The sequence below is a fragment of the Halomonas sp. SIMBA_159 genome (genome assembly GCF_046536035.1).
GTDB lineage: Bacteria > Pseudomonadota > Gammaproteobacteria > Pseudomonadales > Halomonadaceae > Vreelandella > Vreelandella venusta_A.
Genome location: NZ_JAWJBT010000852.1, coordinates 1 through 262, shown reverse-complemented (window position 1 = coordinate 262; position 262 = coordinate 1). Strand labels below are relative to the sequence as shown.

Below are 262 nucleotides of genomic sequence, written 5' to 3'. Positions count from 1 at the left end.
CAGCATCGCGCCGCCCACGCCCTGCACGATGCGGAACACCACCAATTGGTTCAGCGTATGAGCGTTCGCGCACAGCAATGAGCCGACCGCGAAAACCAGGATCGCGCTGAAGAACACGCGTCGCGTACCGAGTTTGTCGGCGAGCCAGCCGGACACGGGGATCATCACGGCCATCGTCAGTGAATATGCGATGACGACCGACTGCATGCGCAACGGGAGTTCGCCGAGGCTCGTTGCCATCGCTGGGAGGGCGGTGTTGACG

The 262-nt window shown here is 63.0% G+C and carries 1 protein-coding gene; it reads right to left on the bottom strand.

Features of this window, described 5'->3' with window-relative positions; translation table 11 throughout:
* Nucleotides 1–262, bottom strand: a 262-nt coding sequence (locus R0J87_RS21650; protein ID WP_498888880.1) for an MFS transporter, incomplete at both ends; no start/stop codon positions are given.